The organism is Cypionkella sp. TWP1-2-1b2, from assembly GCF_049896245.1.
In the GTDB taxonomy this organism is placed as follows: Bacteria; Pseudomonadota; Alphaproteobacteria; order Rhodobacterales; family Rhodobacteraceae; genus Cypionkella.
Map to the genome: position 1 here is coordinate 64747 of NZ_JAFCTX010000012.1, position 22796 is coordinate 87542.

Sequence of the window (22796 nt, forward strand, 5' to 3'; positions counted from 1 at the left end):
TGCCAAACTTTGATCAAAATTCCACCAATCCCCACCCTCGCCCGCCAATCCCACAATAACCGCTTGAGCCAAGGCGACGCCCGCTCTAGCTTCAAAGCACATCCAAGCCGCATCCGACATAAGTGGCACCCCAACAGCCGGAAGGAACTTCATGCGCCTTACAAAACTTTTCGCCAGCACCGCCGTCGCCCTCAGCTTCGCCAGCCTTGCCCATGCCGCCGACCCAGACCTCACGGTGTTCGACTGGGCGGGCTTTGAAAATCAAACGCTGATCGAGGCTTACGTTGCCAAAAACGGCGATATGCCGACCTATTCCTTCTTCGGCGACGATGACGAAGCGTTCCAGAAAGTTTCCAACGGCTTCAAAGCCGATGTCGCCCACCCCTGCGCGCAAATGGTGCAGAAATACCGTGACGCGGGCCTGATCGAGCCGTGGGATATCAGCAAAATCCCGCTCTACGGTGAAATCGGCGAGCGCTACAAGAACTCCAAAATCTTCGCCGACGACACCGGGGTTTGGTATATCCCCACCGACGGCGCCTATACCGCCATCGCTTATAACACCGATCTGGTGAAGCCCGAGCAAGTCGCCTCGCTGCAAGTGTTCACCGATCCGGCCTTCGCGGGCAAAATCTCGCTGCCCGACAACACCGATGACACCTGGTCGCTGGCATTGCTTGCCACAGGCGTTTCGGATTGGACCAATGTGACGGATGAACAATTTGCCGCCGCCGCCGCTTGGTTGCGTCTGGCGCATGCCAATGTCCGCACCTATTGGGCCGATCCGTCGGAACTGGCGCAACTGATGAAAACCGGCGAAGTGGTGATCGCATGGACATGGAACGACGGCGTTGCCAACTTGAAACGCGAAGGCGTCCCGGTCGCCTTCCAACGCACCCCGAAAGAGGGGGTGGCGAACTGGTTCTGCGGCTATGTCAACTTCAAGGACGGCCCCGGCAAAGAAGAAAAAGCCTATGATTTCATCAATGCGTGGCTGGATCATGGCTCGGCCAAAGGCCTGCTTGCGAACTTCGGCTATGTCCACGCCAATGATGTGGCGATGAAAGACATCCCGCTGGAAGAACTCAAAGCCCATGACGTTGATCCCGTCGATGGCATCCTGCTGTCGCAGGTGCCGATTGATCCCGCGATGCGCGACCGCATGACGCAAGAGTTTGAGATGATCAAATCCGGCTTCTGAGCCGCCGCTGAAACCACAAAACGCCCGCAATCCGTTGCGGGCGTTCTGCTTTGCGCTGCACCCGCTGCCCCAGAAACCCCGCAATCGTTAACAAATCCTTAAATCCGCACCGCCAACCCATTGATCTAAAACAGATAAAAAAGGTCCCGCGTTGGGACCGCACACCACCTTGCGCGCCCTGCGCCCTGCCCCTATATTAAGCCTGTCCGGGGCAACTCGGAATATGGCGATAAACGCACCCATAATAAACGGCTCGGACCCGGGGGCGGTACCCGGCGACTCCACCATTTCACCCTTTCATTTGGGGCGTGTGGGGTCGAAATAGGATCGACGAACGTCTAAAGGGGCCAGCTTTTGCTCGGTGAGGTACTACCGTTATCGGTCCAAACGTACAGTTGCAAATGACAACCGTGCTCCGGCAATGGCTTTGGCTGCGTAAGCAGTTCGAGTCGCCGAAACTAAGTCCTTGCGCTTAGCCGCGTAAGGCGGGGTCCGCCGGAACCTGGCAACAGAATCCGGCACTTTTACCTCTTTATTTTCAAAATATTGCGCGCTGATTTGACGTATCAATCTGCGCAGATTTTCCAACGCCCCTCCGCATCCCCGCTTGACGCATCCCCCCGAATTTCCTATCCAAACTCATGGGGTCCGCGAACACCCCGTGAGGCTCAGGCCCAAGGCTCGCATCCCATGTCACCGCACAGGATGCCCCATGCCCGGACCCAACATGATCACCCCCGCCCAACTGATGCGCCTGATCGGCCTGCCCGATGCCCCCGCAATCGTTGATGTGCGTATTGCCGAAGACCTCGCCGCCGATCCCCGCCTGATCCCCGGCAGCTTCGTGCTGCCGCATGATCGCTTCGATCCCGCCCCGGCCACTCTGCTGGGCCAAAAGGTCATCGTGGTCTGCCAACGGGGGCGCAAACTTTCTGAGGGTGTCGCAGCCCTGCTGCGCAGCCAATCCGTTGACGCGCAGGTTTTGGAAGGCGGCACAATCGCTTGGGCTGAGGCCGCGCTGCCGATGATCCCGCTCAAAGCCCTACCGCCAACCAACCTTTGGGTCACCCGCCACCGTCCCAAAATCGACCGCATCGCCTGCCCGTGGCTGATCCGCCGCTTCATCGACCCCACCGCCCGCTTCCTGTTCACAGCGCCCGCCGAGGTGCAAGCCGTCGCCGAGCGTTTCAATGCCACCCCGTTCGACATTGAAGACTGCTTTTACAGCCACCGCGGCGACACCTGCACTTTTGATACCCTGATCACCGAATTTGCTCTGCACTCCGACCCGCTGCAACGCCTTGCCCAAGTGGTGCGCGCCGCCGACACCGACCGTCACGACCTCTCGCCGCAAGCCGCTGGCCTGCTTGCGATTTCTGTTGGTCTATCCCGGCAATACCGTGACGACCTGGAACAACTGGCCGTCGGAATGACCCTGTATGACGCGCTATACCGCTGGGCCCGCGATGGTCATGACGAAGGTCACGACTGGCCCGCAGGCCGCAACGCATGACCACGCTCCCCGAACTTACCCGCGCCTTCACCCGCATCGGCGTCCTGTCCTTTGGCGGCCCCGCCGCCCAAATCGCCCTGATGCACCGCGAACTCGTCGATGAACAACAATGGGTGACCGAGGAAGAATACCTCTCGGCCCTGTCGTTCTGCATGTTGCTGCCCGGACCCGAGGCGATGCAGCTGGCGACATGGATCGGCTGGCGCAAACATGGCACGCTTGGGGGCTTGATCGCAGGCGGCCTGTTCGTGCTCCCCGGCGCAATTATCGTCCTCGCTCTCTCGATGATCTACGCCGCATGGGGCACCCTGCCCCTCGTCGCCGCTTTGTTCACAGGCGTGCAAGCCGCCGTCCTCGCCGTAGTGGTCGAGGCCCTGCTGCGCGTCTCCAAACGCGCGCTGAAATCCCGCGCGCAATGGATCATCGCCGCCCTCGCCTTCGCAGCCCTATTTTTCTTCGCAGCCCCGTTCCCCGCCGTGATCCTCGCCGCTGGCCTCTATGGATTTTTCACCGCGAAATCGAACCCCTCCACCAGCACCCTGCCATCCCCTTGGGCGCAATCCCTGCGTGCCACTGCGATCTGGGGCGCAGTCTGGCTGATTCCCCTCGCCCTAACGCTCCTGCTCGCCCCGCCAATCCTAGGCGACATCGCTTTGTTCTTCTCCAAACTCGCCATGCTCACCTTCGGCGGCGCTTATGCCGTGTTGACATGGATGGCGCAGGATGTGGTGCAGCAAAAACAATGGCTGACCCAGCCGCAGATGATCGACGGTTTGGGCCTTGCTGAAACCACGCCCGGTCCGCTGATCCTTGTGACCGAGTTTGTCGGCTACCTCGCCGCCGCCAAACAGGGCATCGCCATGGGCCTTGCAGGCGCGATAATCACCCTCTGGATGACCTTCGCCCCCTGCTTCCTGTGGATCTTCGCAGGCGCGCCGTGGATCGCCCGCCTGATCCACGCCCCGCGCCTCAGCCAAGCCCTGAAAGCCATCACCGCCGCCGTGGTTGGGGTGATCGCCAACCTGTCACTGTGGTTTGCAGCCCATGTGATCTTCGCCAGCGTCACCCCGCTCAGCTATGGCCCGCTGCAGCTGATCTGGCCCGACCCCACCAGCCTCAAAGCCCTACCCACCGCCCTCGCAGGCATAGCCGCCTACCTGCTGCTGCGCCGCCACTGGCCGCTGCCAGGGGTGCTCGCCCTCTGCGCGATAACTTCCGCTGCAGTTGCAGCATTCTAAGCCGCCCCCCTTCCCTTTAGGCCCGAATCCCCTATGGTGGCAGCATTACCAAGAGGTGGCGCATGGCGAAGTCGATTGATTACGGAAATCTCATGCACCGCGCCATGCGGGGTCTGATTCAAACCGTTCTCAAAGATGTGGGCGCCAATGGTCTCCCCGGCGCGCATCATTTCTTCATCACCTTTGACACCACGGTTGAGCGGGTTGTGATGGCCGACTGGCTGCGTTCGCGCTACCCCGGTGAGATGACGATTGTGGTGCAGCATTGGTTTGAAGATCTGATCGTCACCGACGAGGGCTTTGAAATCACGCTGAATTTCGGCAATCAACCCGAGCATCTTGTTATCCCCTTCGACGCCGTGCGCACCTTTGTTGACCCCTCGGTCGAGTTTGGTCTGCGGTTTGAAACCCATGAAGATGATGACGAAGATGACGAAGATGAAGACCCCGAAGATGATCCACCGCCGCCGCAGGGCGAGGCGCAGATCGTCCGGCTGGATAAATTCCGCAAGCAATAGGCTTGGCTGTTTTACAGGAGGCTGCAATGCCCAAAGAAACCACACTGTTCTTGCGTCAATTTCTCAGCAATCCGCTGCAAGTGGCCTCCGTCGTGCCATCCTCGCGTTTTCTGGCCCGCGCCATGGCGCAAGGTTTGGGCCCTAAGTCGGGTCGCGTGGTTGAATTTGGCCCCGGCACCGGCGTTCTGACCAGCGGTATTCTCGAAACCGGCCTGCCGCCGGAAAACCTGTCGCTGTATGAGATGAGCCCAAGCTTCTCCACGCTGCTGCGGCAGAAATTCCCCAATATCGCCGTCCACAATGCCCCGGCACAATCGGTCGTCGGCAACGTTGAACCCGGCGTTGAGGCGGTGATTTCCGGCCTGCCGCTGCTGTCGATGCCGATGGCGGTGCGCGAATCCATCGTAAAAGCGGCATTTGAAATCCTCGGCCCCAATGGACGTTATGTCCAGTTCACCTATGGTGCCAAGCCCGCCCTATCGGCCGAACAACTCAGCCGACTGGGTCTGAAGGTTGTCGCGGGACCGAAAGTCTGGCTGAACATCCCGCCCGCCCGGATTTTCATCTTCCAACGCGCCTGAATTGGGATAATTGCGGTATACCTCTGCATACCGATTGAATTTTTGAGCCTGCCACGCTAAGCCGCAGGCATCTGATTTAGGAGGCTTGCAGATGTCCGCCACCCGTACCGAAACCGACAGCTTTGGCCCGCTGGAAGTTCCTGCCGATAAATACTGGGGCGCGCAAACTCAGCGCTCGATCCAGAACTTCCCCATCGGGTGGGAGCGTCAGCCGATTGCCATCGTCCGCGCTTTGGGCGTGATCAAAAAGGCCTGTGCGCTGGTCAACATCGCGCAGGGCGACATTGATTTGGGGCTTGGTGAGACGATTGCCAAAGCCGCGCAGGAAGTCATCGACGGCAAGTTTGATGACAACTTCCCGCTGGTGGTCTGGCAGACCGGGTCTGGCACGCAATCGAATATGAACGCCAATGAAGTGATCTCGAACCGCGCGATCCAGATGCTGGGTGGGGTGATGGGGTCGAAAAAACCTGTGCATCCGAACGATCACGTCAACATGGGGCAATCGTCGAACGACACCTTCCCCACCGCGATGCATGTCGCCATTGGCATGATGGCGCGCGATGTGCTGTTGCCGGGGCTGGTGAAACTGCACGCCGCTTTGCACGCCAAAGCCATTGAATTCAAAGACATTATCAAGATCGGACGCACCCATACGCAGGATGCAACGCCCTTGACCTTGGGCCAAGAATTCTCCGGCTATGCCAAGCAAGTTGAAAAAGGCATCGCCCGCGTCAAGATGTGCCTGCCCGATATCTATGAATTGGCGCAAGGCGGCACCGCTGTCGGCACCGGCCTGAACACCCGCGTCGGCTGGGATGTGCGGGTTGCTGCGGCGATTGCCGAGATCACCGACCTACCGTTTGTGACAGCACCCAATAAGTTCGAAGCTCTCGCGGCCCACGACGCCATGGTTATGTTCTCGGGCGCTTTGAAAACCGTCGCCGCCAGCCTGTTCAAAATCGCCAACGACCTGCGCCTTTTGGGTTCCGGCCCACGTTCGGGTCTGGGCGAGTTGATTTTGCCGGAAAATGAGCCGGGTTCTTCCATCATGCCGGGCAAGGTCAACCCGACCCAAGCCGAAGCACTGACCATGGTCTGCGCGCAGGTGATGGGCAATGATGCGGCGGTGGGCTTTGCGGGCTCGCAGGGGCATTTCGAGTTGAACGTCTACAACCCGATGATGTCCTATAACGTCTTGCAATCTATGCAACTTTTGGGCGACGCCGCAGGCTCTTTCACCGACAATATGGTGGTCGGCACCCAAGCCAACATCCCCCGTATTGACAAGCTGATGAAGGAATCGCTGATGCTGGTGACGGCTTTGGCCCCGACCATCGGCTATGATGCGGCAACCAAAGTCGCTAAAACCGCGCATAAAAACGGCACGACGTTGCGCGAAGAAGCCATCGCTTTGGGCTATGTTGACGGTGAAACCTTTGACCGCGTGGTGCGGCCAGAGGATATGATTGGGCCCAAAGGCTAATGGCCGAACTCATCAACCTGCGCAGCGTGCGGAAGGCCAAAGACAAGGCCACCGCCCGCGCGCAGGCGGATGCCAATGCGGTGAAATTTGGCCGCCGAAAGGCTGAAAAGGCGCTGGAAGCGGCGCGGCTAGACAAAGAAAAACGCGATCTTGAGGGGCATAAGATCACCCCGAAAGACCCGGAATGAGCGGCAGGCCCGTCAAACATTCGGTGACGCTGAAGGGCCATCGCACCTCAATCTCACTCGAAGCCGCATTTTGGGACGGCTTTTGCGAAATCGCCCATGCGCGCGGCCAAACCCTGAACGCCTTGGCCGCCGAAATTGACGCGGGCCGCGCCGGTGACATCGGCCTCGCCTCGGCGATCCGGGTGTTTGTGCTGGAAACGCTTCGGCGTTAGCGCCGGGTGATGCGCAGCCAGATGCCATCCTTCGCGCGCACCGTCAGATGCGCCACGGGCACAGGCAACGCCCCCGCGACCTCAAACCGGAACGCCCGCGCCAAAAGCGCCAACAGCAGTGTGCCTTCGACCATGGCAAAACCCGCGCCGGTACAAACCCTTGGCCCCGCTGAAAACGGCATATAGGCATCGCGGGCGCAGACACGATTTTCCTCGGTTTGCCAACGGCTTGGGTCAAACTCATCGGGCCTGTCCCAGATGCGTTCGTGGCGGTGCAAATGCCAAGGGCTCAGCACAATTTGCGCCCCCGGAGCCACCTTACGCCCCCGCATCTCCTCCGGGCAGGCGTTTTCGCGCACCATCATCGGCACCGGAGGATACAGCCGCAGCACCTCGCGAAACACATCGCGCGTGAAGCGCAACTTGGACAGCGCAGAAAATTCCGGCTGATCCCCCAAACCTTGCGCCTCGGCCGCGACCTTTTCCTGTGTCTCGGCGTCCATCGCCAGCATCAACAGCGCCCAAGACAAAGCCGAGGCGCTGGTTTCATGCCCGGCCAGAAAGAAAATCGCCACCTGATCGACCATCTCGGCGGTTTCAAACCGTTCTCCGGTCAGCGGATCGGCGGTTGTCATGATCTTGGTCGCCAGATCATCGGGTGCGGTGCCAGCGGCAATTTCAGCCGCGCGCCCCTCGGTCAGACGCGTGATCAGCCCGCGGATCACCGCCGCCGAACGCTTGGTGTCACGGCGGTGAAACCGCGGCACCCATTTCGGCAAAGGTAGAAAAGCCGCAAGGTTCAGAAGGGGTTGCGTACGTTGATAGCTGCGGAATTCGGCGAAAACCGCCGCAGCCACTTCGTGCTCAATCGGGATCGAGAACAGCGTGCGGAAAATCACATCTGCCGCCGCATGGCTCATCTCTTGCTCAACCTCAACCTCGCCCAGTGGCATCCGCGCCACCGCCGCCTGCCCCGCCGCGACCATGGCGGGAAAGGTATCGCGCAACCGCCCGCCCTCAAACGCCGGGTCAATGATGCGGCGCTGGCGCTTCCAGACCGCACCATTCGTCACGAACACCGAATTGCCAAGCAGCGGGTTCAACCCCTCGCGGATGCGGTTGGATTTCGGGAAATCATCCGGGCGCTCAATTAGAACACGGGTCACCAACGCCGGATCATTGCACATATAGCTGCGGAAAAACGGCGTGCGAAACTCGGCCATCCAGCCACGATAAAGCCGCGCGGGCTGTGCCGACAAGAGATCGGCGCGAAACAGCCGCAGATATTGCAGCAAGGATACCTTATCGGCGCGTGGGCGCGGTTTGGGCGGTATCATGCCATATCCCGATAGCCAGAGGCGGGGCGTTCAATGCGGCTTTTTGACGGGGCTCGGTCGCGGTAGCGGTCGGCCAGGCTGAGCGGCCCGGCAGTGATCTGAAAATAATCGTAGTCGCCGGGGCGATCAAAGGCGCAAAGGTATTGAAAATGCAGGCGGAAAAACTTCCAGCGCAGTTCTTTCCAGCGCTCCGGCGACAGGGTTTGGCTGAAGGCGGCAGAGATCACCAAGGGCCAGCGTTTGTCCGGCGGGGCCACCCCCGTCACCGCCACCGGATCACACAGTGCAAAAGCGCAGCCATCGCCGGGGGCGGTAACATCGACCCAGACCAATTCATCCCGCGCAGAGAGATAGTGCAGATCGGCGCGCAGACGCTTGGCTTTCGGCAGGAACGACACCATCGGCACCACCTGCCCCAGCGACAAAAACGCCAGCCGGGCGGCCCCTGCGGGCAGGCCTTCGCGCAACAGATCGGCCAGAATAGACACCGCCAGATGTGCCCCCGAGGAATGACCCACCACCAGAACCTCATCAAAACCCGCCGTCATAGCGTCGCGGATCGATAGCCGAAACGCGGTCATCCGGGCTTCGAGCTCGGGAGGATTGGCCCCACCTGCCTGCGCCGAATAGGCGTAATCATGCATCAGGTAATAGGCGAAGACCTTGTTATCCCAGCGCTTAAACGCCCGCAGCAGCGCCCAAATCACCCCCAGACCCGCCGCCCAGCCCAAGGCCGGATGCACATAAGCCACCAGTTCGCCCACGCCCCAGCCCGCCAGACAGGCCAGCAACAGTTGCACCAGCAAAAATGCAACCGGATAAAGTGCCGCGATCATCGGGCCTTTGCGCAGACCCGCCAGCCGGAACAAAGCCCCCGAGCCGATATAGGCGTAAGCGGTGCGGATCAATTGCAGATAGGTCGCCAAAATCCCGCGCGCCATCGAGGTTTTGACGATATCCGACCATACCAGCACCTCGACATCCGCCTCGGTCACAGCACCTTCCATCGTGCCCGTCACATGCCAGCCATAAGGCCCGCCAGTCTTTTTCGGTTTCAAAGCAAGCTGATAGCCCGAGATCTGCGCCTGCGCTTGGCCTTCCTTACGGTAAAGCTCACGGTAGCGGCGCGGGTGGATCGGATCATAGCCGGGGATATAAAACACCCGCCTGCGCTGCACGCGCTGATCGGGAAATGCTTGCGGGGTGATCGGTTCCATCATGCCTCTGTCCAGTTGACGGCATCATGGCAGAGGAATTGGGCGATTTTAAGGGGGAGAATTCTAGCCCAGATTGGCGAGGAACGGCACATTCTCCAACAGCCAATAGGAGAACGACGAAAAGCCGCCCGTCAGCATCAACAGGCCGATGGTCCACAGCAGCAGACCCATGATCTTCTCGATCCGTTCGGCGTGGCGCTTCATGAAAGCCACGAAGGGCGCAAGGCGGGTGAAGAAGGCGGCGACCAGCAGGAACGGGATGCCTAGGCCTGCGGCATAGACGCCCAGCAGGGTCATACCGCGCGCGACATTACCCTCTTGTGCGGCGAGGGACAGGATCGCGCCCAGTTGTGGGCCGATACACGGCGTCCAGCCGAAGGCAAAGGCGAGGCCCAGAACATAAGCGCCGAAGGCCGAGCCGCCTTGGTCGCCTGCATCCAAGCGCATTTCACGATCCAGAAATCCGATGCGGTAGATGCCGATGAAATGCGCCCCGAAGATCATCACCACCACGCCTGCGACGGTGGCAAAAGTGCTGGCATTGCCAAGGAAAAATGCGCCAAAGGCCGAGGCGGCGAGGCCGAGCAGCAGGAAAACCGTCGACAGGCCAAGCACGAAGAACAGCGCAGCGAGCAGCGGTGAGCGCCCGGTTTTCATCTCGGTGACTGAAATGCCTGACATATAGGCCAGATAAGGCGGCACGATCGGCAGCACGCAAGGCGACAGGAACGACAGGATGCCTGCGGTAAGGGCCACCAGCATCGCCGGGATCAGGCTTGCGTCAAAGATGTCGATGCCGAACATGGGGCCTCCGTTTTGCACGGGTCTAGCGCAGTTGGCGGCAAAGGTCACGCGCGGCTGCCTCACGTCTGCGTGCGGCATTTTGGGCTGGCGTCGCTGCCTCCGGCGGGGATATTGGGGCGCAGAGGATGGGCTTGGCATGGATTGGGATGTGGAGTTGGATTGTCTGGGGCTGCTCTGCCCCCTTCCCGTGCTCAAGGCGCGCAAGCGGTTGATCGGCATGGCTGCGGGACAGGTGTTGCGGGTGCTGGCCAGTGACAAGATGGCGGCGATTGATCTGCCGCATTTCTGCGCCGAGGCTGGGCATCATTATCTGGGGGCCAGCGACGTGGACGGCGGCAGCGCTTATTTGATCCAGTGCGGATAGCGAAAGGGCGGCAGGTTTCCCCACCGCCCCCATTCACATTCTAAGCTTTAGCGACCCAAAGACCACCAGCCGCGCTTTTTCGGCTTGGCCGAGCCATCGTCTTCGGCGGGCTCTACCGCAGTGTCGGCAAGGCCGGGATCGACCTGCAGGCTGGCCATCGGGGCCGCCTCAACCAAACCCGGATCGGCTTGCAGTACCGGCGCGCTTGCCACCGGAGCGGCTTCTGCGACCGCTTCGACAGCGACCGAGGTATGCGCCTCAGATACAACAGCTTCAACCACCGTATCAGCCTTAGGCTTGGCGCGGCTGGTGCGGCTGCGCGTGGCTTTCGGCTTTTCTTCAGCTGCCACGGGGACTTCCGCGACCGCAGCTTGCACCGCGACCTCCACCACAGTTTCCGCTTTCACGGCACTGCTGCGCGAGCGGCTGCGGGCGGGCTTCACCGCCTCGGCCACCGGCGCTTCCGCTGCTACCGCCGCCACCGATTTGCTGCCACGCGGCGCGCGGGTGCGGGTTGGCTTTTTCACTTCAACCTCAGCGGTGGCCTCTGTCGGGGCCTCGGCTACGGTTTCGGTGACGGCCAAAGGCGCATCATCGCCCGCCTCGTCATCACCCTCATCATCGCCGTCGTCGCCTTCGGCATCCGCGCCAGCAATAGCCTCACCCGGCTGACCGGGCTTCTTGCGACGACGCCGACGGCGGCGCTTCTTGCCGGTGCCGCCATCGCCATTCGCCACCGAAGGTGCGGTCGCAACTGCGGCAACCGGGGCAGCCTCAACCACTTCGGCGTCTTCGACGTCATCCACATCGTCGATGATATCTTCATCGTCTTCTTCCGCCACCGGCGCACCCATCAGCGAGGCATTGCCCGAGATCACCGAAGACACTTCCGGCACCAAGCGGGTCGCGGTTTTGAACTTTTCAATCGAGAAATCCGGGCTGATCATCGCCGGATCACATTCAATCCGCACCGCCATGCCATAACGCGCCTCGATCAGCGCGATATGCTCGCGCTTGCCGTTGATCAGGAAGTTGACGATGCCAATCGGGGCGCGCAACAGCACTTCTTTGCTGCGTTTGCGCGTGCCTTCTTCTTCCAGCGCGCGCAAAACTTGCAGACCCAAACTGTCATCCGAGCGGATCAACCCGGTGCCATGGCAATGTGAACACGGCTGCGTGGTCGATTCCAGCATCCCCGGACGCAAGCGCTGACGCGACATTTCCATCAGGCCAAAGCCGGAAATCCGGCCTACCTGAATCCGCGCACGGTCGGTTTTCAGCTTGTCTTTCAGCTTCTTCTCGACGGCGGCGTTGTTGCGACGCTCTTCCATGTCGATGAAGTCGATCACGATCAGGCCCGCCAAATCGCGCAGACGCAACTGGCGTGCGACTTCTTCGGCGGCCTCAAGATTGGTCTTCAAAGCGGTGTCCTCAATGGACCCCTCTTTGGTGGCGCGCCCCGAGTTCACGTCAACCGCCACCAGCGCTTCGGTGATGCCGATCACGATATAGCCGCCGGATTTCAGCTGCACGGTCGGGTTGAACATGCCGCCGAGATAGCTTTCGACCTGATATTTCGCGAACAGCGGTGTTTGCTCATCATACCGCACCACCGCTTTGGCGTGGCTTGGCATGATCATCCGCATGAAGTCTTTCGCGGTGCGGTAGCCCGCCTCGCCTTCCACCAGAATTTCATCAATCTCGCGGCTGTAGAGATCGCGGATCGTGCGTTTGATCAGGTTGCCTTCCTCGTAGATCGCGGCGGGCGCGATGGATTTGAGGGTCAGCTCGCGAATCTGTTCCCACAACCGCATCAGATATTCGTAATCGCGCTTGATCTCGGGCTTGGTGCGCTTGGCCCCAGCCGTCCGAATGATCAGGCCAGCGCCTTCCGGCACTTCAATCTCGGTGGCGATCTCTTTCAGTTTCTTGCGGTCAGCGGCTTGGGTGATCTTGCGGGAAATCCCGCCGCCGCGCGCCGTATTTGGCATCAGCACGCAATAGCGACCTGCGAGCGACAGGTAAGTGGTAAGTGCAGCACCCTTGTTGCCGCGTTCTTCCTTGACCACCTGCACCAGCATGATCTGCCGAACCTTGATCACTTCCTGGATTTTATAGCGCCGCGCACGAGGCTTGCGCGGCGCGGAAATTTCTTCTGACACGTCTTCTTCGGCGATGGATTCGATCTCATCATCGGTATCAGAGGCGTGATCAATCGCGCGATAGACCTCATCGCCTTCCTCGACATCCAGCGAGGCGACGTTGTGGGTATGGCTGTGGTCGTGATGATCGTGGTCGTGGTGCGGCTGCTCAATCACATCGGCGGGTGCGGATTGCACCAGCGCATCGGCACCCGTTTCTTCGCCAAGATCCACCACATCCATGCTGCTGATCTCGGACGACTGTACGGCATCGCCCTCAACCGCCTCAGCGCGCGGGCGTTGTTGTTGTTGCGGCTTCGGGCGCGGGCGCGAGCGGCGATTGTCTTCTTCATCCTGCGCGCGGTTGAAGGCGCGTTCTTCGTCCAGCAAAGCTTTGCGATCAGCCACCGGGATCTGGTAATAATCCGGGTGAATCTCGGCAAAAGCCAAGAAGCCGTGACGGTTGCCGCCATATTCGACAAACGCCGCCTGTAGCGAAGGCTCTACCCTTGTCACTTTGGCAAGGTATATATTTCCGGCAAGCTGGCGCTTGTTTACGGTTTCAAAATCGAATTCTTCGACCTTGTTTCCATCGACCACAACAACCCGAGTTTCCTCGGCATGGGTGGCGTCGATAAGCATTTTCTTTGACATATCAATCCATTGCGCCTGTCATGCAAACACCCGCTTGGGCTACCAAAGCGGATGTTTGACATAAAGAGGCGGCTTGTTCGGGCGGCTGCGCGCAACGCAAATAGACGGGCCGTGCCCGGTGGGCACCCCTCGCCTTGAATTGCCAATGTCGCGCACATCATCGCGGTTCACGTTTGAGCTGCTTGCGCGGCCCACCTAAAAAGGCCCGGTTTGATCCTGTGTTATCAGTCACTTACGAGCAATAATCCGGCCTTGCAGCCGATCCGACCACCCCGGTTTTCGGCACGATAAGCGCGCCAGATCAACAGGGCAGAGAATTCTTTGGCGACAGAATGTCACCTGACTGTAACCTAACGGGAAACCGGCGGCGATGACAATGGGTGATTTGCGCCGGATGCGTCGCAAACATCGCTCGTCCCTTCCTGCCGGGCGGTCCTCGCTTCGACCGCGTGAGGTGCAGCGAAGCGGCCCGTCAGGGCCAATGAGCCGCCCACCCTACACATAATCCTGCCGCTGCAAGCCATACTTCGCCATCTTCTCGTTCAGCGTCCGGCGCGGCAGGCACAACTCATCCATCACGCCGGTGATCGACCCCTTATGCCGCCGCATGGTGTTGTCGATCAGCATGCGCTCAAACGCTTCGACATAGTCCTTCAGCGGCTTGCCCTCGGTGGTCAGCGCCGGCCCCGAAGCCTCGTTATCCGCCATCAGCAGCGAGGCAATCGAGCCCGAGCCGCGCCTATTCTGCAACACCGCGCGTTCGGCAATATTCACCAACTGCCGCACATTGCCCGGCCAAGGTGCTTGCAGCAACTGCGCCGCTTCCTGCGCTGTCACCTGCGGCGCATCACAGCCATATTCCTCGGCGAATTGCTCGGACGACCGGGTGAACAGCGTCAAAATATCTTCACCCCGCGCCCGCAACGGCGGACAGATGATGGTCATAGCACCCAAGCGGTAGAACAGATCCGAGCGCAGCACGTCTTCCAGCGTCTTATCCGGCGCGTGCTCGTTGCAGATCGCAATGATCCGGGTTTCTGGCGGCATGCCCTGCTCGTTGATCAGCGTCAGCAGCCGCGATTGCAACGGGTGGCTCAGCGCCTCGATATCCTCAAGACATAACGTGCCACCGCGGGCCTCCTCGACCAAAGGCAGATTGCCATCATCCGACGGGCCAAACAGCTTGGCCGCCAGTTGATCCTCACTCCACGCCGCGCACGACACAGTGACGAATTTCTTCGACCCACGCGGGCCAACCGCGTGCAAAGCATGCGCCACCAAGGTCTTACCCGTCCCCGTCTCGCCATCAATCAGCACATGGCTGTCGGCTTGCCCCAGATCAAGAATATCCTCGCGCAGCCGCTCCATCGCAGGACTAGCCCCGACCAGTTTCTTCATCAGGATCGAGCCATCCGACAATTCACGCCGCAAAGCGCGATTGTCCAAGGTCAAACGACGCGCCATCGTCGCGCGTTTGGCAAGTTCAGTCATCCGGTCCGGGTTGAACGGCTTTTCCAGAAAGTCATAGGCGCCGACCTGCATCGCCTCAACGGCCATCGGCACATCTCCGTGGCCAGTGATCAAAATGACCGGCAGGCCCGAATCCATCCCCATCAGCCGCTTCAAAAACGCCATCCCGTCCATGCCCGGCATCTTAATATCCGAGACCACAACCCCCGGCCATTCCGGCCCCAACGCCTTTAACGCTTCCTCGGCGCTTGCATAGGTTTCGGTGTCAAACCCCGACAGGGCCAGCCACTGGCTGATCGAGGCGCGCATATCGGCCTCGTCGTCCACAATCGCCACTTTCATCGCCCGTGCCATGCCGTCCTCATTCCGCTGCTTTTGCTTCTTTGCCCATCAGGGGCAGTTGCACCTCGAACACAGCACCACCGTTTTCGGCATTATGCGCCGTCAAGCGCCCGCCCAAATCGGTGACAATGCCCGAGGAGATCGCCAGACCCAGGCCCACGCCCTCACCCGGTTTTTTCGTCGTGTAGAACGGCTCAAAGATCGAGCCGATATCGCCAATGCCGGTGCCGTTGTCGCGCACCGCCAAAGTGGCGCTCTCACCTACCGTCAATAACAGGTCGATCTGTGGATCAAGCATGTCTTTCGTGGCATCCAGCGCGTTTCGCAATAAATTGATAATGACCTGTTCCAATCGCAAACGATCCGCCAGTATCGTGACCGGTTGACGCGGCACAGTGCGGGTTATCTTCACAACGCGCTGCTTCAACTGTGGTTCCATCATCGCCAAAGCCGAGGAAATACAGGCCCGCAGATCGACAGGCTCAAACGCCTCACCGCCCTTGCGCGCGTAAGATTTCAACTGCCGCGTGATCGCTCCCATGCGGTCGATCAGATCGTCAATGCGCTGGAAGCTTGACAAAGCCTCATCCGGCCGCTTGCGCTGCAACAACAGTCGCGCGCCCGCGAGATAAGTTTTCATCGCGGCCAAAGGCTGGTTCAACTCATGGCTGACCGCCGCCGACATCTCGCCCAAAGCCGCCAGCTTTGACGATTGCGCCAAGGTCAGCTCTGCCACTTCCAGCGTTTTCTGCACCTTTTCCCGTTCGGCAATCTCGCGGGACAGCCGCGCGTTCAACAACCGCAATTCCGCCGATTCGCGCTGGAACGACACCGACTGCGACCAAGCCCGGCGCGACAGCACGTAAAACGTCAAAGCGGTGAAAATCGCAAAGCCCATGATTTCCAAGGCAATCACGCCGTTCACCCGCTCGCGCACCGAATCGTAGGCGGTGAAAGTGACCATCTTCCAACCCTGAAACGGCACCCGCGCTTCGGTGCGCAACACCGCCTCACCGGACACATAAGCATCCGGCGGATTCTGCGCCCAATCCGTAGCCCCCTTCAAAGCGCGGTCCAGGGCCGAGGGTTTGTCGGTCGGCGACAGCGCCTCGGCCACCGGTTTGCTGCGCCATGACGGCTCGGTCGCAAGGATCACGGTGGCTTCGGAATTTGCCACCAAAACCGCATCCTGAAGCCCCGCCCAAGCGCGTTCATGCTTCATCATATCGACCGCAACCACGATCACGCCCAACACCTGCCCATCCGCCTCAATCACCCGCGCATAGGTGAAATCATAGGCCCCACCAGCCTGCGGCGTGACCGAGAACACCGTGTCCTTGGTGCGCTTGGCATCGACGAAATAGCTGTCATTGCGGTGCGCGGTGCCCAGCAGGTTGCGATTGGTCGCCCCCACCGTCCAGCCGTCTTTATCGAGCAGCAGGATCGAGGCAACGCCGATTTCCTTTTGCACCTCGATCAGCCGCAAGGTGGTGCGGGAAAACGAATTCTTCTTCAACGAGTCGCGAATCGCCGGATCATCGGCCAGCAGCAACGGCACCACCGCCGTGCGCTGCACTTCCGACAGCATATTGCCGGAATAGAGTGCGAGCCGCAGTTCGGCCCGGTTGCGGGTGGTCTCGGTAAAGCGTTCTGACAGCCAGCGGTTGGTGATCAGCACCACGCCAATGGCCAGCAAGATCAATAGGGTGGCAGCCAGCCTGATCCGCCAGGATTTCCCCGGCGCTGCATCTGAAATACGTTTGGATCGGCTGCGGCTTTGCATCGGTCAAGTTTAGGCCTGCCCAAGCCCGGCCTCAAGCCGAAGGCACTCAGGCCAGCGCCATCCCGCCCATCAGGCTGGCAAACAGCGCAGCACCATCGGTACCACCTGTGCGGGCATCCACCACCCGCTCCGGGTGCGGCATCATCCCCAGCACGCGGCGGTTGGCCGAAAGCACGCCTGCGATGTCAGCGGCGGCACCGTTGGGGTTTTGCGTGTAGGTGAAAGCGATGCGATCTTCGGCGCGCAAAGCCGCCAAACCATCGGTATCAATCGTATAGTTGCCATCGTGATGCGCCACCGGCACCGCAATCTGCTGACCTTTGACGTAGGCATTGGTGAAAGCGCTGTCCGTGCTGGTCACTTGCAAACCAATGCTCTTGCAGATGAATTTCAGCCCCGCATTGCGCATCAACGCCCCCGGCAGCAGTTGCATCTCGGTCAGCACCTGAAAGCCGTTGCAAATCCCCAGCACATAGCCACCGCGGTCTGCATGGCTTCGAATGGCCGCCGCAATCGGCGATTGCGCCGCAATCGCCCCACACCGCAGATAATCGCCAAACGAAAACCCGCCCGGAACCCCCACCACATCGGTGCCAGCAGGCAAGCTGGTGTCCTTGTGCCAGACCCGCGCGACCTCAAACCCCGCGCGCTCAAACGCCACGGCAAGATCACGGTCGCAATTTGATCCGGGAAAGGTGACGACGGCGGCTTTCATGGGCAGCACTCCGAAAAATTGGGATGGCTTGCGGATAGCGCAATCCACGCGGTGCTTCCAGCCAAAAACACCCGTGGCTGAGGGCGGAATTCGCGCGAATTCCGGCTACGATTTCCGCGCGGAAATCGCCTTGTTCAAGCGTCAGGCCTAAATCAACTCGACCCGGTAGCTTTCGATCACCGTATTTGCCAGCAGCTTGTCACACATGGTCTTCACCGCAACCTCTGCCGCCGCCGCATCGCTCTCGGCCAGATCAAGCTCAATCACCTTGCCCTGACGCACACCGTTCACCCCGGCAAAGCCGAGCGTGCCAAGCGCGTGGCGCACCGCCTCGCCCTGCACATCCAGGACGCCAGATTTCAACATGACTGTGACGCGCGCTTTCATAGCAATCTCCTATAGAGGCCGGTGTGCCGCCCGATACCCCCGCTTGCCCGCTCGGGCAAGACGTCAGTTGATCAGCGTCGGCTTCACTGTATGCGTGACGTTCGAGGGCAACACGCCCAAGCGCCGCGCGAGTTCGGTGTAGACATCGGGCAGCGGTCCCGGCTCGGGGATCGGTTGGCCATCACCACGATCCACCAGACCGCGCAGATCCCACAAGCGGCAACTGTCAGGGCTGATTTCATCGGCGACGATCAGGCGCATGTAATCGCCTTCCCAAATCCGCCCGACTTCGATGCGGAAATCCACCAGTCGGATGCCGACGCCCAGCATCACGCCAGACATGAAATCATTCACCCGCAACGCCAATGCGATCACGTCATCCAGGTCTTGCTGGGTGGCCCAGCCGAAAGCGACGATATGTTCTTCGGCGACCATCGGCAGCGACAAACGGTCATCTTTCAGGTAATATTCCACAATCGGGCGCGGCAGCGGCGTGCCTTCGGGAATCCCGAGGCGTTCAGAAATCTCGCCCGCTGCGAAGTTGCGCACCACGACTTCCAGCGGGATGATCTCGGCCATCCGCACCAGTTGTTCGCGCATGTTGACACGGCGGATGAAATGGGTGGGCACGCCGATGGCATTCAGCCCCGACATGAAAAACTCCGACAGGCGGTTGTTCAGCACGCCTTTGCCTTCGACCGCAGCCGGGGTGGCCTCGGCTGCGGTCGGCGCGCTGTCGTCCTTGAAATATTGGATCAGAGTGCCCGGTTCCGGTCCTTCATACAGGATCTTCGCCTTGCCCTCGTAAACCTTCTTCCTGCGCGCCATGAATGCTCCGATGCCATACGGGCACGGGGGCGGCCAACGCCACCCCTGCCCTTTTTCCCGGCTATATGCCAAGCCCGCGCAAGGGGCAAGGCATAGGAGGCTTTGGCAGTGCTGCTTTGGTTGGAAGACAACGCCATGCGAACGGCTTTTTATCTTGAACGGCGGGCGCAGCATGGGCATATGGAAAGGAATGTTCCATGACCCAGAGGGCCAGCCATGACCACATTTGACGACCGCAAAAATGCTTTTGAATCCAAATACGCGCATGATGCCGATATGCAGTTTCGCGCCGAGGCGCGGCGCAACAAGCTGACCGGGCTTTGGGCGGCGGAATTGCTGGGCAAATCCGGCGATGAGGCTGCGGAATACGCGATGGCCGTGGTCAGCGCCGATTTCGAGGAAGCCGGCATTGAAGACGTGGTGCGCAAGGTCGCGGGCGATCTGGGCAGCTTGTCCAGCGCAGATGCCGTGCGCGCCAAGATGGCCGAACTTTTGCCGGTCGCCAAAGCACAGCTGATGAACGAATTTTAAGCGCCCCTGCGACAGCAGCGTTTCAAGAGGCCGCCGCCGGGTTTGGTGCGCGGCCTTTTTTTTTGGTGCGGCGTTTGCTGACGCGACAGACTGTGCGGCGGATGATGTGCGGCGGCGCATAGTGTTATGAGGAATATGGATTTGCCTCGCTCTGCCGCACATGGCAAACACAGGGTAAACGTGAAACACAGGTTCGCTCTGAACCAGATGAGGTCTGCCGATGTCCCACGATGCGCTTTCCAAATTGCTCGCCAACCGCGAATGGCTGATGGCCGACGGGGCCACTGGAACCAACCTCTTTAACATGGGTTTGGAATCAGGCGAGCCGCCAGAGTTTTGGAACACCGACAAGCCCGACAACATCCGCAGCTTGTATCGCAATGCAGTCAATGCGGGCTCGGATATTTTCCTGACCAACACCTTTGGCGGCAATGCCAGCCGCTTGAAGCTGCATGGCGCTCAGGGGCGTGTGCGTGAATTGAACCGTGTGGGGGCCGCCTTGGGCCGCGAGATCGCCGATGCCTCGGGGCGTGTGGTGGTGGTTGCAGGCTCGGTCGGGCCTACGGGTGAGATTTTTGAGCCGATGGGCACGCTGACCCACCGCGTCGCGGTTGAGATGTTTCACGAGCAGGCCGAGGGCTTGAAAGAAGGCGGCGCGGATGTGCTGTGGGTCGAGACCATGTCGGCGCCGGAAGAATACGCGGCGGCGGCAGAGGCCGCGGCTTTGGCAGGCATGCCATGGTGCGGCACGATGAGTTTTGACACTGCGGGCCGCACGATGATGGGGATGACCTCGTCGGCGATGGCGGAAATGGTCGAGAAACTGGCGAACCCGCCGATCGCCTTTGGCGCGAATTGCGGCGTGGGGGCATCCGATCTGATGCGCACTGTGCTGGGGTTTGCCGCCATTGGTTCGGCGCGGCCTTTGATCGCCAAGGGCAATGCTGGCATCCCAAAATATCACGACGGCCATATCCACTATGATGGCACGCCGGAACTGATGGGCGAATATGCGGTGCTCGCACGCGATGCCGGGGTGCGGATCATCGGCGGCTGCTGTGGCACGATGCCAGAGCATTTGGCGGCGATGCGGAAAGCGTTGGAGAACACGCCGAAAGGCCCGATGCCTTCGCCCGAGGATATCACCGCCAAGCTGGGGGCGTTTTCTTCGACCTCAGACGGCACCGGCGATACGTCGAATGACCCGAAACGCGAGCGGCGCAATCGGCGCGGCTGATGTGATGCGGGGCGCTTGACCCAAGCGCCCCGGAATTTGAGAAATTCCGTCACGATTTCCGCATCGGAAATCGGATGCGCGGGGAGATGGCCGTCAGAACAGGCTCAGCTGATCGCCCGCCCGCGCCGGGGCTGCAAACAGATCGCAGCGCATCGGTGGCAGCTTCACCGCCAGCCCCAACCGATCCACCGCCACCCGGAACCGCCGCGCCATCAGGTCGGCCCACGGCCCCTCACCCCGCATCCTTTTGCCAAAGGCCGGATCGTAATCCATCCCGCCGTGCAACTCACGCACCCGTGCCATCACCTTTGCAGCGCGGTCCTGCACATGCTCGGCCAGCCAATCTTGGAACAGTTGCGACACCTCACGCGGCAGCCGCAGCGAGATATAACTCGCCGCCGTCGCCCCGGCATCGTGGCAAGCCGCCATGATCGGCTCCAACTCGTGATCGGTCAGGCCGGGGATCATCGGCGACACCATCGCCCTCACCGGAATCCCCGCCTGTGCCAAGCGAGAGATCGTCAGCAACCGTCGCTTGGGTGCCGCCGCCCGAGGTTCCATCTTGCGCGACAGATCGGCGTCCAGCGTGGTCACCGAAACCCCCACCCGACACAGCCCCTGCCCGGCCATTTCGGCCAACAGATCAATGTCGCGCTCGATCAACGTGCCTTTGGTGGTGATCGCCAGCGGATGTTTGAACGCGCGCAAAACCTCAAGCACTTCGCGCATCACGCCATATTCACTCTCGATGGGTTGATAAGGATCGGTATTGGTGCCCAAAGCCATCACCGCGACCTTGTAGGATTTTGCCCGCAGTTCCTTTTCCAACACCACGCCAATCCCCGGCCTCGCGATCAGCTTGGTTTCAAAATCAAGCCCCGGTGACAGGTTCAAAAACGCATGGCTCGGGCGGGCAAAGCAATAGATGCAGCCATGCTCACAGCCGCGATAGGGGTTGATCGAACGGTCAAACGGCAGGTCCGGCGAAGTGTTATAGCTGATCGCTGACCGTGGCACCTCAACCCGCACCTCAGTGCGCAACACTCGTTCTTCCGGCGGCTCCCAGCCATCCTCAAACGCCAGCCGCGCGGCACCTTCAAACCGCCCCACCGCGTTGCCCAAAGCGCCCCGGCCCCGCGCACGCACCCCCGGCATAATTGTGCTTTCAGGCCCATCCATTTCGCGAAACTAGAACACATCAGGAACAAACCCAAGCGCTTTTTGCTTGTCCCGCCCTACAAAGTCGGCTTTCTGTTGGCGCATGTCGCTATTCGAATAGTGTCGCCTGGGCTTTGGCCCCATCACACTGACAACCGCCCAAGGAGTTCCCAGATGGCCGACGACGAAATCATCCTTGCTGATCTTTCCGATGACGAACTGGTTATGCAAATGCATGACGACCTCTACGATGGTCTGAAGGAAGAGATCGAAGAAGGCGTCAACCTGCTGATCAGCCGTGGCTGGACACCTTATGACACGCTGACCAAGGCTTTGGTCGCGGGTATGACCATTGTCGGCGCCGACTTCCGTGACGGCATCCTGTTCGTGCCAGAAGTGCTGCTGGCCGCCAATGCGATGAAGGGTGGCATGTTCATCCTCAAGCCGTTGCTGATCGCCACCGGTGCGCCGCGTATGGGCAAAATGGTCATCGGCACCGTCAAAGGCGACATCCACGACATCGGCAAGAACCTTGTCGGCATGATGATGGAAGGCGCTGGCTTTGAGGTGCGCGACCTTGGCATCAACAACTCGGTTGAGAAATATCTCGCGGCTTTGGAAGAAGAAAAGCCCGATATCCTTGGCATGTCGGCGCTGTTGACCACCACGATGCCTTATATGAAAGTCGTGATCGACACGATGAAAGAAAAGGGCATGCGCGAGGATTACATCGTTCTGGTCGGCGGTGCGCCGCTGAACGAAGAATTCAGCAAGGCGATCGGCGCGGATGCCTATTGCCGTGACGCGGCCGTGGCTGTGGAAACCGCCAAGGCTTTGGTTTTGCGCAAGCACAATCAGTTGACCGCTTAATTCGGCTTAAAGCCCAAAGAT

Annotated in this window: 22 protein-coding genes and 1 other RNA gene; 13 read left to right on the forward strand and 10 right to left on the reverse strand. The window is 60.3% G+C overall.

Translation table 11 applies throughout. The features are described 5' to 3' along the window. Positions 1-151 precede the first annotated feature (151 nt). The 9 genes from ACP7AP_RS10035 to ACP7AP_RS10075 all read left to right on the forward strand — a co-directional run bounded on the left by ACP7AP_RS10035 (position 152) and on the right by ACP7AP_RS10075 (position 6937). Positions 152-1201: an extracellular solute-binding protein gene (locus ACP7AP_RS10035; RefSeq protein ID WP_426034073.1), complete on the forward strand. Its 1050-nt coding sequence runs from the start codon at positions 152-154 to the stop codon at positions 1199-1201. 165 nt (positions 1202-1366) lie between these two features. Then, positions 1367-1724, forward strand: a transfer-messenger RNA (tmRNA) gene (gene ssrA, locus ACP7AP_RS10040). Positions 1725-1913: 189 nt separating this feature from the next. Beyond that, positions 1914-2714 carry a chromate resistance protein ChrB domain-containing protein gene (locus ACP7AP_RS10045; RefSeq protein ID WP_426034074.1) on the forward strand — a complete coding sequence of 267 codons (801 nt, stop codon included), beginning with the start codon at positions 1914-1916 and terminating at the stop codon, positions 2712-2714. Continuing rightward, a complete protein-coding gene (gene chrA, locus ACP7AP_RS10050; RefSeq protein ID WP_426034075.1) occupies positions 2711-3952 on the forward strand; it encodes a chromate efflux transporter in 1242 nt (413 codons plus the stop codon). Before ACP7AP_RS10045 ends, chrA begins: the two co-directional genes overlap by 4 nt. A 62-nt stretch (positions 3953-4014) precedes the next feature. Next, the gene (locus tag ACP7AP_RS10055) at positions 4015-4470 is read left to right on the forward strand and encodes an SspB family protein (protein WP_426034076.1); all 456 of its coding nucleotides are present in this window, start codon (positions 4015-4017) and stop codon (positions 4468-4470) included. Between the two features lie 26 nt (positions 4471-4496). Continuing rightward, positions 4497-5051, forward strand: coding sequence for a class I SAM-dependent methyltransferase (locus ACP7AP_RS10060; protein WP_426034077.1), 555 nt, complete (start codon positions 4497-4499; stop codon positions 5049-5051). Between the two features lie 91 nt (positions 5052-5142). After that, entirely contained in the window at positions 5143-6537 is a 1395-nt protein-coding gene (fumC, locus tag ACP7AP_RS10065; RefSeq protein ID WP_426034078.1) for a class II fumarate hydratase, read from the forward strand. Further along, positions 6537-6725 (forward strand): DUF4169 family protein, encoded by a 189-nt coding sequence (locus tag ACP7AP_RS10070; protein ID WP_426034079.1) that lies wholly within the window; start codon positions 6537-6539, stop codon positions 6723-6725. Before fumC ends, ACP7AP_RS10070 begins: the two co-directional genes overlap by 1 nt. After that, entirely contained in the window at positions 6722-6937 is a 216-nt protein-coding gene (locus ACP7AP_RS10075) for a ribbon-helix-helix domain-containing protein (protein ID WP_426034080.1), read from the forward strand. Before ACP7AP_RS10070 ends, ACP7AP_RS10075 begins: the two co-directional genes overlap by 4 nt. Here the strand turns inward: ACP7AP_RS10075 and ACP7AP_RS10080 are convergent. The 3 genes from ACP7AP_RS10080 to ACP7AP_RS10090 form a co-directional block, all read right to left on the reverse strand. Further along, a complete protein-coding gene (locus ACP7AP_RS10080) occupies positions 6934-8274 on the reverse strand; it encodes a cytochrome P450 (protein WP_426034081.1) in 1341 nt (446 codons plus the stop codon). The two genes, ACP7AP_RS10075 and ACP7AP_RS10080, sit on opposite strands and share 4 nt — an antisense overlap. Continuing rightward, on the reverse strand, positions 8271-9491 hold the full coding sequence (locus tag ACP7AP_RS10085; RefSeq protein ID WP_426034129.1) for a hypothetical protein: 1221 nt from the start codon (positions 9489-9491) through the stop codon (positions 8271-8273). Before ACP7AP_RS10085 ends, ACP7AP_RS10080 begins: the two co-directional genes overlap by 4 nt. 63 nt (positions 9492-9554) lie before the next feature. Further along, the gene (locus ACP7AP_RS10090) at positions 9555-10295 is read right to left on the reverse strand and encodes a cytochrome c biogenesis CcdA family protein (RefSeq protein WP_426034082.1); all 741 of its coding nucleotides are present in this window, start codon (positions 10293-10295) and stop codon (positions 9555-9557) included. Positions 10296-10431: 136 nt separating this feature from the next. Here ACP7AP_RS10090 and ACP7AP_RS10095 point away from each other — a divergent pair, with 136 nt between their 5' ends. Continuing rightward, a complete protein-coding gene (locus ACP7AP_RS10095) occupies positions 10432-10659 on the forward strand; it encodes a sulfurtransferase TusA family protein (protein WP_426034083.1) in 228 nt (75 codons plus the stop codon). Positions 10660-10706: 47 nt separating this feature from the next. Here ACP7AP_RS10095 and ACP7AP_RS10100 read toward each other — a convergent pair whose 3' ends face one another. The 6 genes from ACP7AP_RS10100 to ACP7AP_RS10125 form a co-directional block, all read right to left on the reverse strand. Further along, positions 10707-13454 (reverse strand): Rne/Rng family ribonuclease, encoded by a 2748-nt coding sequence (locus ACP7AP_RS10100; RefSeq protein WP_426034084.1) that lies wholly within the window; start codon positions 13452-13454, stop codon positions 10707-10709. Between the two features lie 495 nt (positions 13455-13949). Next, positions 13950-15278: a sigma-54-dependent transcriptional regulator gene (locus tag ACP7AP_RS10105; RefSeq protein ID WP_426034085.1), complete on the reverse strand. Its 1329-nt coding sequence runs from the start codon at positions 15276-15278 to the stop codon at positions 13950-13952. Positions 15279-15285: 7 nt separating this feature from the next. Beyond that, complete coding sequence (locus tag ACP7AP_RS10110; RefSeq protein WP_426034086.1) at positions 15286-17049, reverse strand: sensor histidine kinase; 1764 nt, start codon at positions 17047-17049, stop codon at positions 15286-15288. Positions 17050-17095: 46 nt separating this feature from the next. Then, complete coding sequence (purQ, locus tag ACP7AP_RS10115; protein ID WP_426034087.1) at positions 17096-17764, reverse strand: phosphoribosylformylglycinamidine synthase subunit PurQ; 669 nt, start codon at positions 17762-17764, stop codon at positions 17096-17098. Between the two features lie 147 nt (positions 17765-17911). Further along, positions 17912-18151: a phosphoribosylformylglycinamidine synthase subunit PurS gene (gene purS, locus ACP7AP_RS10120; protein WP_426034088.1), complete on the reverse strand. Its 240-nt coding sequence runs from the start codon at positions 18149-18151 to the stop codon at positions 17912-17914. 63 nt (positions 18152-18214) lie between these two features. Then, on the reverse strand, positions 18215-18979 hold the full coding sequence (locus ACP7AP_RS10125; RefSeq protein ID WP_054005076.1) for a phosphoribosylaminoimidazolesuccinocarboxamide synthase: 765 nt from the start codon (positions 18977-18979) through the stop codon (positions 18215-18217). Positions 18980-19195: 216 nt separating this feature from the next. Between ACP7AP_RS10125 and ACP7AP_RS10130 the strand changes: the two genes are divergently transcribed. After that, on the forward strand, positions 19196-19510 hold the full coding sequence (locus tag ACP7AP_RS10130; protein ID WP_426034089.1) for a DUF1476 domain-containing protein: 315 nt from the start codon (positions 19196-19198) through the stop codon (positions 19508-19510). A 220-nt stretch (positions 19511-19730) separates the two neighbouring features. Then, on the forward strand, positions 19731-20747 hold the full coding sequence (gene bmt / locus ACP7AP_RS10135) for a betaine--homocysteine S-methyltransferase (RefSeq protein ID WP_426034090.1): 1017 nt from the start codon (positions 19731-19733) through the stop codon (positions 20745-20747). A 93-nt stretch (positions 20748-20840) separates the two neighbouring features. On the opposite strand, the gene ACP7AP_RS10140 is transcribed toward bmt, so the two are convergent. Further along, positions 20841-21902 carry a PA0069 family radical SAM protein gene (locus ACP7AP_RS10140; RefSeq protein WP_426034091.1) on the reverse strand — a complete coding sequence of 354 codons (1062 nt, stop codon included), beginning with the start codon at positions 21900-21902 and terminating at the stop codon, positions 20841-20843. Between the two features lie 177 nt (positions 21903-22079). Here ACP7AP_RS10140 and ACP7AP_RS10145 point away from each other — a divergent pair, with 177 nt between their 5' ends. Further along, on the forward strand, positions 22080-22775 hold the full coding sequence (locus ACP7AP_RS10145) for a corrinoid protein (RefSeq protein WP_304925809.1): 696 nt from the start codon (positions 22080-22082) through the stop codon (positions 22773-22775). The last annotated feature ends 21 nt before the right edge of the window (positions 22776-22796 follow it).

What these genes read in the sequence shown, in the direction of transcription:
- ACP7AP_RS10035 (WP_426034073.1), top strand. Translation starts at nt 152, where the DNA reads ATGCGCCTTACAAAACTTTTCGCCAGCACCGCCGTCGCCCTCAGCTTC.
- ACP7AP_RS10045 (WP_426034074.1), top strand. Translation starts at nt 1,914, where the DNA reads ATGCCCGGACCCAACATGATCACCCCCGCCCAACTGATGCGCCTGATC.
- chrA (WP_426034075.1), top strand. Translation starts at nt 2,711, where the DNA reads ATGACCACGCTCCCCGAACTTACCCGCGCCTTCACCCGCATCGGCGTC.
- ACP7AP_RS10055 (WP_426034076.1), top strand. Translation starts at nt 4,015, where the DNA reads ATGGCGAAGTCGATTGATTACGGAAATCTCATGCACCGCGCCATGCGG.
- ACP7AP_RS10060 (WP_426034077.1), top strand. Translation starts at nt 4,497, where the DNA reads ATGCCCAAAGAAACCACACTGTTCTTGCGTCAATTTCTCAGCAATCCG.
- fumC (WP_426034078.1), top strand. Translation starts at nt 5,143, where the DNA reads ATGTCCGCCACCCGTACCGAAACCGACAGCTTTGGCCCGCTGGAAGTT.
- ACP7AP_RS10070 (WP_426034079.1), top strand. Translation starts at nt 6,537, where the DNA reads ATGGCCGAACTCATCAACCTGCGCAGCGTGCGGAAGGCCAAAGACAAG.
- ACP7AP_RS10075 (WP_426034080.1), top strand. Translation starts at nt 6,722, where the DNA reads ATGAGCGGCAGGCCCGTCAAACATTCGGTGACGCTGAAGGGCCATCGC.
- ACP7AP_RS10080 (WP_426034081.1), bottom strand. Translation starts at nt 8,274, where the DNA reads ATGATACCGCCCAAACCGCGCCCACGCGCCGATAAGGTATCCTTGCTG.
- ACP7AP_RS10085 (WP_426034129.1), bottom strand. Translation starts at nt 9,491, where the DNA reads ATGGAACCGATCACCCCGCAAGCATTTCCCGATCAGCGCGTGCAGCGC.
- ACP7AP_RS10090 (WP_426034082.1), bottom strand. Translation starts at nt 10,295, where the DNA reads ATGTTCGGCATCGACATCTTTGACGCAAGCCTGATCCCGGCGATGCTG.
- ACP7AP_RS10095 (WP_426034083.1), top strand. Translation starts at nt 10,432, where the DNA reads ATGGATTGGGATGTGGAGTTGGATTGTCTGGGGCTGCTCTGCCCCCTT.
- ACP7AP_RS10100 (WP_426034084.1), bottom strand. Translation starts at nt 13,454, where the DNA reads ATGTCAAAGAAAATGCTTATCGACGCCACCCATGCCGAGGAAACTCGG.
- ACP7AP_RS10105 (WP_426034085.1), bottom strand. Translation starts at nt 15,278, where the DNA reads ATGGCACGGGCGATGAAAGTGGCGATTGTGGACGACGAGGCCGATATG.
- ACP7AP_RS10110 (WP_426034086.1), bottom strand. Translation starts at nt 17,049, where the DNA reads ATGCAAAGCCGCAGCCGATCCAAACGTATTTCAGATGCAGCGCCGGGG.
- purQ (WP_426034087.1), bottom strand. Translation starts at nt 17,764, where the DNA reads ATGAAAGCCGCCGTCGTCACCTTTCCCGGATCAAATTGCGACCGTGAT.
- purS (WP_426034088.1), bottom strand. Translation starts at nt 18,151, where the DNA reads ATGAAAGCGCGCGTCACAGTCATGTTGAAATCTGGCGTCCTGGATGTG.
- ACP7AP_RS10125 (WP_054005076.1), bottom strand. Translation starts at nt 18,979, where the DNA reads ATGGCGCGCAGGAAGAAGGTTTACGAGGGCAAGGCGAAGATCCTGTAT.
- ACP7AP_RS10130 (WP_426034089.1), top strand. Translation starts at nt 19,196, where the DNA reads ATGACCACATTTGACGACCGCAAAAATGCTTTTGAATCCAAATACGCG.
- bmt (WP_426034090.1), top strand. Translation starts at nt 19,731, where the DNA reads ATGTCCCACGATGCGCTTTCCAAATTGCTCGCCAACCGCGAATGGCTG.
- ACP7AP_RS10140 (WP_426034091.1), bottom strand. Translation starts at nt 21,902, where the DNA reads ATGCCGGGGGTGCGTGCGCGGGGCCGGGGCGCTTTGGGCAACGCGGTG.
- ACP7AP_RS10145 (WP_304925809.1), top strand. Translation starts at nt 22,080, where the DNA reads ATGGCCGACGACGAAATCATCCTTGCTGATCTTTCCGATGACGAACTG.